Origin of the sequence: Tepidanaerobacter sp. GT38 (assembly GCF_021991635.1) — a bacterium.
Classification (GTDB): Bacteria; Bacillota; Thermosediminibacteria; order Thermosediminibacterales; family Tepidanaerobacteraceae; genus DTU063.
In genome coordinates, this window is record NZ_JAFFJA010000044.1 from 18,554 (window position 1) to 29,849 (window position 11,296).

10 protein-coding genes are annotated in these 11,296 nt (G+C 39.3%); 2 read left to right on the forward strand and 8 right to left on the reverse strand.

Translation table 11 applies throughout. The annotated features are described in order from the left end of the window. Position 1 precedes the first annotated feature (1 nt). The 5 genes from JT739_RS07250 to JT739_RS07270 form a co-directional block, all read right to left on the reverse strand. Positions 2–1,282 (reverse strand): YhfT family protein, encoded by a 1,281-nt coding sequence (locus JT739_RS07250; RefSeq protein ID WP_237660439.1) that lies wholly within the window; start codon positions 1,280–1,282, stop codon positions 2–4. A gap of 4 nt (positions 1,283–1,286) precedes the next feature. Further along, the gene (locus JT739_RS07255; RefSeq protein WP_237660440.1) at positions 1,287–1,658 is read right to left on the reverse strand and encodes a DUF2620 family protein; all 372 of its coding nucleotides are present in this window, start codon (positions 1,656–1,658) and stop codon (positions 1,287–1,289) included. A gap of 5 nt (positions 1,659–1,663) precedes the next feature. Next, a complete protein-coding gene (locus tag JT739_RS07260) occupies positions 1,664–2,017 on the reverse strand; it encodes a PRD domain-containing protein (RefSeq protein WP_237660441.1) in 354 nt (117 codons plus the stop codon). 51 nt (positions 2,018–2,068) lie between these two features. After that, complete coding sequence (yhfZ, locus tag JT739_RS07265; RefSeq protein ID WP_237660442.1) at positions 2,069–3,001, reverse strand: GntR family transcriptional regulator YhfZ; 933 nt, start codon at positions 2,999–3,001, stop codon at positions 2,069–2,071. Between the two features lie 103 nt (positions 3,002–3,104). Beyond that, the gene (locus JT739_RS07270; RefSeq protein ID WP_237660443.1) at positions 3,105–3,761 is read right to left on the reverse strand and encodes a class II aldolase/adducin family protein; all 657 of its coding nucleotides are present in this window, start codon (positions 3,759–3,761) and stop codon (positions 3,105–3,107) included. A 178-nt stretch (positions 3,762–3,939) separates the two neighbouring features. Between JT739_RS07270 and JT739_RS07275 the strand changes: the two genes are divergently transcribed. Further along, entirely contained in the window at positions 3,940–4,530 is a 591-nt protein-coding gene (locus tag JT739_RS07275; protein ID WP_237660444.1) for a hypothetical protein, read from the forward strand. Positions 4,531–4,602: 72 nt separating this feature from the next. Here the strand turns inward: JT739_RS07275 and abc-f are convergent, their stop codons facing one another. Beyond that, positions 4,603–6,354 carry a ribosomal protection-like ABC-F family protein gene (abc-f, locus tag JT739_RS07280; RefSeq protein WP_237660445.1) on the reverse strand — a complete coding sequence of 584 codons (1,752 nt, stop codon included), beginning with the start codon at positions 6,352–6,354 and terminating at the stop codon, positions 4,603–4,605. Positions 6,355–6,773: 419 nt separating this feature from the next. Between abc-f and clpB the strand changes: the two genes are divergently transcribed. Next, complete coding sequence (gene clpB / locus JT739_RS07285; RefSeq protein ID WP_237660446.1) at positions 6,774–9,350, forward strand: ATP-dependent chaperone ClpB; 2,577 nt, start codon at positions 6,774–6,776, stop codon at positions 9,348–9,350. Positions 9,351–9,375: 25 nt separating this feature from the next. On the opposite strand, the gene JT739_RS07290 is transcribed toward clpB, so the two are convergent. Both JT739_RS07290 and JT739_RS07295 read right to left on the reverse strand, forming a co-directional pair. Next, positions 9,376–9,795 carry an arsenate reductase ArsC gene (locus JT739_RS07290; RefSeq protein ID WP_370642600.1) on the reverse strand — a complete coding sequence of 140 codons (420 nt, stop codon included), beginning with the start codon at positions 9,793–9,795 and terminating at the stop codon, positions 9,376–9,378. A gap of 57 nt (positions 9,796–9,852) precedes the next feature. Beyond that, a complete protein-coding gene (locus tag JT739_RS07295) occupies positions 9,853–11,118 on the reverse strand; it encodes a stalk domain-containing protein (protein ID WP_237660448.1) in 1,266 nt (421 codons plus the stop codon). Between the last annotated feature and the right edge of the window lie 178 nt (positions 11,119–11,296).

Consider the following 11,296-nt stretch of genomic DNA (forward strand, 5'->3'; position numbering starts at 1 on the left):
TTTAAGCAGCCGGCGGAATGTAAAGACCTATTGCTGCTAAAATATTTACTATAATTCCTACTAATATTGCGCCAACAGGGCCTATGGCCATTCGAACAATTGGCCTGCCTGCCGCTTCATTTAACAAATATAAACCTATAACTAAAAACACGCCTAGTCCCGCAATCATCTGATTTGCAGCATTTATACCCCCAACTAAAAGTGCTATCTCAAGTAGCTGACTCATAGCAGTCCTTATACTATCGGCAGACTTTCTAATGCCCGGAAACTTATCCAGAAAAGAGGCTATGCTGCTCAATAAGTAAACTTCTGCAACAATAATTACAAATCCAAGGGCAGCAGCAATAAAGGGATTATTCGCAAAAAGTGCAACAGCAAAGATAAATGTCATCCCCACCGGACCGTAAACCCCTGTTGTTATGGCAGTGGTAGCTACCAGAGGCACAAAACCTATTGCTCTAGCTAGGGCTGCCATGGCAGCATCCGTATACTTCATTTCCTTTACGAGATTTAGCGAAATGGGATCCCCAGCTAATATATGAAGAGCAGTTCCCATAGCCACAAGAGCTCCCATAACCGCCAATATCCAAACATTTTTCTTGATTCTCGCTACCCTATCGCTGAATATTGCAGCAAGGCCGGTCTCTTCCTCTGATTTTTCCCGGGAAGCAAATGTAAGCAGAATTATCATACCGGCTAACATCGCCATACCGTCAGGATTTAAGGAAATACTTGAGTTGCCAATATTTAATGGACTAAATCTGACAATTAGTACCCTGACAAGCCCGGAAATTGCCAGTGTGATTACACCTTTTTTTACGCCTTGTTGCAGCGCTACAGCCAAAGCTGGAAATGCTGCAAAAGCCATTATAACTGGGGAACTTATAGCGCCCATTGCATCAAATACATTCACAGGCAATGCTTGAAAGATGTTAACAATCCACTGAAGGCCCGTTAATAGACCAACACCGTATAGTGCCCCAATAAGGCCGGCAATAATATCACTAAATGCCCCTTTGGGTACCCAAGTACCTATAATATCAGTCGCCAATAATATACTGTGAATTAGAAGGATAGCTGCACCGATAGAAACCGGAATTCCAAAGCCTATAACTAAGCCAAAGCCCATAGCAAAACTTGTTGATGCAATCTCGGCCTTGCTCATTCTTCCTTCTATATGTTCGGGCATTATTGGCCTTAAGCCGTCATTGAACACCGCTATACCTCTGTTTGCCAGAATTGAGGCAAGGGCCCCAATTGCCGCTATAACAAAAGTACTCATGAATTTAATCCCCCTTAACATTTAATATTGCATTCATTATCATAGGAATCGCTATTTCGATATGATCATTGGTGAAACCAAAGGCAACTTTTCCTTCTTTAAAAGCCTTGACCACATCCTGCTCTTTAGGCGGTCTTCCGGGCATCGATAATGTCGCACACTTTGTTGCCCCTATCAATGCCATGGCCATGGCTAATGCACCACCGCCTCCAGTGGCACAGGCACCGATATAATAATCAGCCCTTCCATTTTTTACTGCCATGGCCGCCTCAATGTCAGACATTATTTCGACCTGTACACGTTCACCTCCTATTCTTTTAATGGCCTCAGCCACCTTTGGCTTATCGATGGCTCCGCCAACAGCTATTCTGACCATGCTTTTCACTCCTTTCCGAGTAAGTTGCATAAGTGCAGTAAGATATAACCTTTTTCACTTTCTGGCAATTGTATTTTGCCCTGTTTTTCGATAAACCTTACAAAATCCTGCGTTAGGTCGTATCCTCTGTTGTTTTGAAGCTCATCTATTATATAAGAATCCAAAGTTGCTACCTGCTCACCTTTTTTTATTCTCTGCAGCGACATGGCAAAGTGCGTCAGAAACATATGGCCCCGCTCATCTTCAAGGCTTATGTTCTTTTTTTCTAGCCATGATACTGCTTTCAACGTTAAGTCCTTTACTTCCTCATCTATTACTCCTCCGCTATATAAGATTTCAATTCTTTCACTAATTTTCATATTTTAACCTCCGTTCAATATACAGAACCCTGTATTATATTTTAAAAAAAATTAATAAGTAGGCAGTATTTCTCCTATCAGTACCTTCTTTTGAATATCGCAGACATCTTCTTTACTTATTATATTTCTCAAGATGCCGCTTATTCCCCAATTTGATTTTTTGACAACAAGGACTGCCCTTGTATCATCTGCTTTAATATTAATAGCCTTTGGACTTTTTAAATCACAATAAGATATTTTTATGTTTCTATCTATTATTTCGTCTATATTCCATACAGCAGCATCAACTTTTCCATCCTGTAAGCTCTTTAAAATCTGGTTGTAAGTAAGTTCAACATAATCAACCTTTTTGCCTTCGCACTCACTGGTTGTAAGTATAAAATGATCCGGTGAACTTTTGTCCAATGCTACTTTCATACCATCGGTAATTTCATTATATCCGGGATTCGCAAATAATACCTTGTGATCCTGGACATATGAATAGTCCCCAAAGTCCAAAAGTATCTCAATATCATAGCCGGAAGAAATGCTAATCTCTGCAGCAAGTTTTGACATTATTATGAAGTCATATTTCATGTGTTCCAAACCTTCCAGCCGCTTGTACCCGCCCCTCATATATGCCATGTTAAATGGGATATTTGCTTTTTCAAATGCCTTATAGATACCTGTAGCAAGGCCTTCATATCTCTTGGAATAGGGAAGGGGCATAGCTCCCGTGATACTTCCAAGCCCCGCCACATCCCATAACTTTCTATAATCTATGGATTTAATAAATGTCCCGAGATGACCTTTCGGTTCCAATTTTACAGCTCCCATTTCTTCCAAGAAACGCAGAGCTGACTGTATAGTTCCCCGACCCAGGCCAAACTTCTCGGAATAGTTTCCTATCGGTTCAATACGATCTCCGGTTTTTAATGAAATAAATTCTCTTCCCAATCTTAAAACGGCAATTCCGTTTTTTGTAAGCAATTCCTTATTTATCAAAGTATTCACCCGTCCAATATACTATATTCTGTATATTATTATATAACAATAATTAATAATTTTACAACCCTAATTTTCACTGATTTTTTTAATAAATTATGTATTAGTCTCTCTGACCATATTTAGCAGCAAATTCTTCCCTTGTAAGTCGTATATCATCTTCACTAATAGGTATGGGAATTCCAGCCGAACATGCGGCAAGGTAGATCTTGCAACACAACTCAAGAAGCTCTACATTGGCATAAGCCTGCTCTAAGTTCTCTCCAGCCCCTATGCAGCCGTGATTTGCTAGAAATGCCACATTTGTTCCCCTCATTGCCTTTTCTGCATTTATGGCAAGTTCATCGGAACCGATTCTGGCATATTCGGCACATTCTACAGGCCCGCCGAATACACAGGACATTATATCCAAAAATACGGGAAGCGGTTTTCTAAGTGAAGCATAAGCTGAGGCATATATGGAGTGGGTGTGTATGACCGCATTAAATTCAGGCCTTGCCTTTAAAATCATCCTGTGCATGTTTTTTTCTACAGACGGGCGTCTTTTGCCACCGATTTGATTGCCCTCCATATCCAACATCACAATATCATCGGCCGTAATCTCCTCATAAGGCATACCAGACGGTGAAATTAGGAAAGCATTTTCGCCAGGAACCCTAATGCTGATATTGCCGCCTGTTCCAGCAACCAGTCCGGCTCTGAACATTTTTTTACCAAAATCTACAATCTGCTGAGCTAATTGTTTATTGATTTCCTTCATCGTCCTTCCTCCAAAATAGCATCTGTCCTAAATCTTCTAAGTTTCATATTATCATATCGTCTTTTCCATCTGCAATAATTAACATGACAAAAATATGATACCAAGACCAATTTCGTGAAACATTTTTAGCTTTTTTCCGTCTATATAAATAAAAAGAATAAAATCAGGAGTGATTTGATTGAAAAAAGTATTTTTAATGTTTACGGCGCTCTTTTTGTTAACTTTACTTATAAATAGTTGCACTAGCAGCAAATCGCCTTCACAAGACAAATCTCCTAATCACAATAATGCTGTTAATGAAACTATTAATGAAAATTTGCCTTCCATTGCTGGAGTTTGTTTAGATGATGCTGCTGAAATAGTTGACATGATTTTAGGAGATGATTATGAACAGACTTTTAGTGAAATAGAAGGCCACTTCGGTGAGCCCTATTATATAAGGAATTATAATGACGGTCTATCGATCTTAATAGGCCAAAACTCCGGCAAAGTATTGGAAATTGAGCTTACTTCCACAAACTACGAAACTTGGCAAGGTGACAAAATTGGCGATACTGCCGATAAGGTTTTGTCAAAGTACCGAGAAAAATACACAGAACCAGAAACTATTCACAGCGACGGGAAACTCGAAGGGTGGTTTGATATAGGTAACGGTATTACTTTGATATTCGACTTTAACAAGGACGACAATATGATTGTAAATAAGGACATTACTCCAGATTCAAAAGTAGAATTAATAAAACTTACTAAAATGCAGTATCTTGATTAATTAGGTGCCTGGCACCTAAGTTATTAAGTTATTGCGAGGCACCATCGCTTTTGATGGTGCCTTATAGCTTTTTTACGACTTCCTAAGAAGCTCCCTGTTTTTGTTAAGTTCTCTTGCTACTGCTAAGAATTTTTCATTTAACTTCTCCTTTTCTTCTTCATCCACAGTTTCATTAAGTTTACCAGATAAAAATGCAAGCTCCAGTTCCAAGCGCTGAATGTTTTCACTTATTATGCGATAATCTGCGCCAATTTCTTTTTGTGCTTCTTGATCTTTACGTTTAGCTAAATAATACTCATAATCTCCTTCGAAACAGTTGAGTGTTTTATTTTCTATTGTAAAAATTCTATTTGCCAAACGCCTTACAAAATATCTATCATGAGAGACAAAAATAATGCTGCCTTCAAATTCTTCTAATACCTCTTCGATTTTTTCTTTTGATACTATGTCCATATAGTTAGTGGCCTCATCTAACACCAATAAACTAGCACCTGATAAAATAAGCTTTGCAAAGGCTACCCTGCCCTTTTCCCCCATGCTCAGATTTCCGATCTTTTTAAACACATCGTCCCCTCTAAAAAGCAAACCTGCAAGAAGCAATCGAACCTCTTGCGCCGTATGACCCTCAACCAAAACATCGTCAAATATCGTAGCTTCATTGTTTAAGTTGTCAAGCTCTTGAGCAAAGTAGCCGATTTTTACGGAAGGGCTTATCTCAAGTTGGCCGCTGAAATCTTTATCCAAACCGCATATTATTTTAAGCAATGTTGTCTTTCCAACACCATTTTCGCCGAGTAATGCAATTTTATCCTTTGGCTTTATGTTAAATGAGACGTCTTTAAAGGTTTGCCTGTCACCAAAGCTTTTACACAGATTCTTCCCCTGAACAATAAACTTGGGAAACTTTTTGCCTATTATGCTTTTATTTATAACTTCAAAGGCCGGCGACACAGGTTTTTCCGGTTTGTCAACTTTTTGATTTTCTATTCTTTCAAGCTGCCTTTGCTTAGCTTTTAAGACTTTAGCATGTTTTTTGGCCTTAGACCTATAAAAATCATTGGTGCCTGCTGCCTTATGGGCACTGTTGTACCAGCTCCTTCTCTCATTAATTTCTTGTTTTAACTGGGAAATCCTCATCTGTTGCTTGTTGTATTCTCTTGTAAGGCTCTTTATCTCATTTTCCTTTTGTATTTTATATGATGAATAATTTCCTTTATACGCCCTTAATTCCTTAGGAGTCAACTCCCAAATCTTATTTGCTACCTTATCTAAAAAATACCTATCATGAGATATGACTAAAATTGGTCTACTGATGTTTAAAACAAACTCTTCTAACCATGCTAAACTTTCCATATCAAGGTGGTTTGTAGGCTCATCAAGTATGAGAAAGTCGTATTCTCCCACAAATGCTTTATAAAGGCTCAGCTTAGTTTTTTCTCCACCACTTAAGCTCTTTGCTTTTTGTTGCCACTTGCTTTCTTTCAAACCAACTTCCAAAAGGCATTTCTTGGCAATAGCGGAAGCTTCTACCGCATTGCCGTAAAATTTTAAGGCCACATTAAAAGCCTCATCATACACAGTTATGTTTTCACCAAAAAGCGGATATTGCTCTATATATAAAACTTTTATATAAGATGGGGAATGAGCAATAGTTCCACCGTCTTTTTCTTCTAAACCCGCCAAAATCTTGGCAAGAGTCGTTTTCCCTATACCGTTTACTCCTATCAAGCCTATTTTATCACCATCATTTATTTGACCGCTTATTTTTTCAAAAATTGCTTTCCCTTTGTAGCTCTTTGAAAGCTCAGCAAAATTTATATTCATAAAAAATCATCTCCATGCTTACTATAAAAATGAAAAACTGCAGCAAACACCTAAGTGTTATACTGCAGTCAATTGCAAATAATTTCATATAGAAACTATACTAGGGTCATGAAGTGCCTAGATTATTAAATAAGCAGCATAAGATAAATCTACTTAAGTGTTTTTTAACTAATCTATCCTAAAAAGGCACACTAACCCCTTGGCAATCTTAAGGGTTTTCATGCTTTTTAGGATTTATTTAATTACTTAGTTAAAAAACACTTTCTTCATTTGGCACCTCAAATAAAACTCCATTTTTCTTTATTATAACAAACAGAAACTGCCAAGGCAAGGTGCCTGGCACCTAAGTTATTAAGTTATCAAATATTGACCTTTCCTGACCTTTGTTGTATCATAAAAATTGAAAGAAGGTGTAAATTATGGATATAAGCAAATATACACAAAAATCTCAGGAAGCCATATTAAAAGCTCAGGATTTAGCTGTAGAGCATCGCCATCAGGAAGTAACTACCCGTCACTTGCTCTATGCTTTACTTCTTCAAAAAGACGGCATTATTCCTCGCCTTATAGAAAAAAGCGGAGCAGACATAAATCAGTTTAAATCCCTCGCTGAAGACATAGTAAACCGCATACCATCTGTTCACGGCTACGACGGCCCCTTAGCCATGAACACGGGCCTTGCCAGGGTTTTCATCAGAGCGGAAAAAGAGGCACAAGCTATGAAAGATATGTTCGTAAGCGTCGAGCATATGCTGCTTGCCCTCTTGGACGAAGGCGACAGAGAGGTAAAGGATGTCTTTAGAAAAGCGGGCATTAATAGAAACCAGTTGCTGTCAGCTCTTAAAGAAATCCGAGGCAATCAGCAGGTAACAGGTGAAAACCCCGAAGCCACATACGAAGCCCTTGAGAGATACGGCAGAGACCTTACGCGCCTTGCCCGGGAAGGCAAGCTTGACCCGGTTATCGGCCGGGATGACGAAATAAGGCGGGTCATCGAGATCTTATCTCGGCGCACCAAAAACAATCCGGTCATCATAGGCGAAGCCGGTGTGGGCAAGACTGCTGTAGTAGAAGGCCTTGCGCGCCGTATAGTAGCAAAAGATGTGCCTGATGGCCTTAAAGACAAGCGCATCATAGCTTTGGATATGGGTTCTCTAATCGCGGGTGCCAAGTTTAGAGGTGAATTTGAGGAAAGGCTGAAGGCGGTTTTAAAGGAAATCCAACAGTCCAACGGCCAGGTTATTCTCTTTATCGATGAACTTCATACAGTGGTGGGCGCTGGAGCGGCAGAAGGTGCACTGGATGCAGGAAACCTGTTAAAGCCTATGCTTGCCCGGGGAGAACTAAAAGTCATAGGTGCCACTACTATAGACGAGTATCGAAAATACATCGAAAAAGATGCCGCCCTTGAGCGCCGATTCCAGCCGGTGATGATAAACCCTCCATCGGTAGAGGACACTATTTCTATACTTAGAGGACTTAAGGAAAGATACGAAGTATATCACGGAGTTCGCATACAGGACAGCGCCATTATAGCAGCAGCTACTCTTTCAGACAGATATATTTCCGACAGATTCTTGCCTGACAAGGCCATAGATGTCATGGACGAAGCGGCAGCTCGCCTTCGCACGGAGATTGACAGCATGCCTGTTGAACTTGATGAGATAAAGCGTAAAATAACTCAGCTTCAAATAGAAGAAACTGCACTGAAAAAGGAAACGGACGATTTGTCACTAAAAAGGCTGGAAAATATCCGAAAACAGCTAAATGAATTAAGCAAAGAATTTGAAGAAATGAAAGCCATATGGGAAAGGGAAAAAGAAGAAATAAATCGTATCCATAAAATCAAATCTGAAATTGAGACTGTTAAACTTGAAATTGAAAAAGCCGAACGGGAATATGACCTAAATAGAGCTGCAGAACTGAAATTCGGAAAACTAAACGAGCTGGAAAACGAATTGAAAGCCCAGGAAGAAGCTATTAAACAAAGGCAAAATCAGAGAACCCTTTTGAAAGAAGAGGTAGACGAAGAAGAAATAGCGCGAGTTGTCAGCCAGTGGACGGGCATTCCGTTAAATAAAATCCTGGAAGGTGAAAAGCAAAAACTGCTGCACCTTGATGAAATCCTTCACCGCCGGGTCATAGGTCAGGATGAAGCAATAAAAGCAGTAACTGATGCGGTTCTTCGGGCAAGGGCAGGCATAAAAGACCCTGCAAGACCTATAGGCAGCTTTATATTTTTAGGCCCCACCGGTGTGGGAAAAACCGAACTTGCCAAAGCCTTAGCTGAAGCCTTATTTGACAATGAGCGAAATATGATCAGAATAGATATGTCAGAATATATGGAGAAACATTCGGTTTCAAGGCTTATCGGAGCACCACCTGGATATGTAGGCTATGATGAAGGGGGCCAGCTTACGGAAGCAGTTAGAACAAAACCTTATTCAGTAATACTTTTTGATGAAATAGAAAAGGCTCATAATGATATATTTAATGTACTGCTTCAGATCCTCGATGACGGCAGGCTTACCGACGGCAAAGGCCGCACTGTGGATTTTAAAAATACAGTCCTTATAATGACTTCAAACATTGGCAGTCAGGAAATTCTTGACTCTCAGGCTGAGAATGGAGAAGATTTTTCTAAGATAAAAGAAAAAGTTTTAAATCTCTTGAAATACCACTTCAAGCCAGAGTTTTTAAATCGAATAGACGAAATAATAGTGTTTGAACCCCTTGGGCACAAACACATGCAAAAAATCTCTGAGCTCTTACTAAAGCGATTTGCTCAACGAATAAGGGATTCTTTAGGCCTTGAACTTACTTGGTCGGAAAAAACCATAAACTATCTGGCCGAAAAGGGATATGACCCAAGTTTCGGAGCAAGGCCTGTAAAACGGCTCATACAGCAAAGCATTGAAACGCCCCTGAGCCGCAGAATTGTGCAGGGAATAAAATCCGGTGAAACGATAAATTTAGATGAGCTTATAAACAACTAACTGGAGTCTTTAAGACTCCAGTTTTCTATGACAAACATTTGGGAATCTGGCCTTTTTTAATCCTCCAGGCCAAATCCTTCACTTTCTCTTCGATTGCTTTTGCTACCCGAATAAACTCTTCATCGCTTTTGCCGCTGGGGTCATCTAGACCCCGGTCCTCTCTATGCTTTACCGGAAGTTGGGGGCAGGACACATTGCAGCCCATGGTTACAACTACATCTACATCAGGCATATCGCCAATCAGTTTCGGATGCTGTGTTTTATTCATGTCTATGCTGTAAAGCTTTTTTACAATCCGCACAGCATCTTGGTTTATCTGTGTTTTTATTTCTGTACCGGCCGAGTAAGAGTCAAAAACATCTGAAGCAAAAAGCCTCCCTATAGCTTCTGCCATCTGAGATCTACACGAATTGTGTACGCATATAAAAGCTACCTTAGGTTTCATCATATCATTCCTTTCGGTGGCTGGACTTAAGTTACTTAAGTTATTAAGTTATTGAATTTAATAACAAAAGTTTTGTGTTAAGTACAGCGTTTCGGTTAGCCAACCTTCGCTCATTCTAAAAGCGACACCGACTCCCAAATACTCATATTCTCTCATTAGCATATTTTCCCTGTGGCTTTCCGAATTATATAAGGCTCCGACAGCCCTTAGTGCGTTACCGAAACCCATTGCAATATTTTCACCAACAACTCTATAGTTTCCCAAAAATTTTGCCGCCCGATCACCCAGAGTATCTCCGTTTAGTGAATCGTGGCTGAAATAACCGTTTGTAGCCATATCATTTGAATGGTACAATGCCATTTTAGCTAGATCCTCTCTCCAAGCTAAGGATTTCCTGCCGTTTCTGAGCCTGTATACATTTGTCAGGTCAAAAGCCTGCCTTTCAAAAGACCTGGCAACTTCCTCGGTGTAATAGTCTTCGCTAAGGATGAGGTCATTGCTATCAGTGTTTCTACGTTCCAAAATAAATGTAGATAAACTATTATTGTTATGTATGTCCCACAGTATTTCAAGATTGTCTTCTCTTAAATAAATCACATTTCCACGAAGCTCATATTTCTTCTCTATGTCCCTCTTAAGGTCTCCTATTCTCAGATCATTGTTTAGTACCCAGGAGGAAGCATTTGTGGCAAAAGCAACTATCTTATTGTCATAGACACCAACTTGTATATAATGTTCTAAATCATTATTATAAATATACCAATCGTAATATTTACCGCTTTTATCGATCCTGTCCGGCTCTCCCATTATTGCTATTAATTCATCAGCTTCTTGTCCCATCCTGAGTTTTACACCTAATGTATTGTTGTAAAAAGTATTACAATAAACCTGAGATTTGACGATAACTTGTCTTTTGGCATTATCCCATTCCACATCATAGCCTAAAGCTTCTGATATAAATCGTATTGGAACCAACACTCTTCCGTTTTTTACAATAGGCGGTACATCCAGCTCCATACTTTTCCCATTGACTATAGCCGTGTTTGAACCTACAGTCAGTTCTATGGTAATGCCATCAACGGTTCCCGTAGCTTTTTGCAAGTTCTGATTCCATTTTATATCAGTAGCTCCATATGCTTCAAATATAGCTCTAAAAGGCACTAAAGTTCTGTTGTTATGTAATATCGGCGGAACATCAAATGTTAACTGCTTTCCATCTGCAATCACTGAAATGGGATTTTCACTGGCATATGCAGCAGTTGGCGTAAAAACCGCAAAAATAAATGTAATCACAATTGCCGTTATTATAGTTTTTTTATACATAGAAACCCCCTGCATAAGTAAATATTTGAAAATTGAAGACGAGTAATATTATTCCAATTGTATTTATATACCCACTTAAGCACTCAAACTAGTACCAATATCAATTTAACAATAACATAACCGATTTGCCTTAAAATGTCTACAAATTTAAGTAAGTCGATAGTGTCAAGTTGTTGTA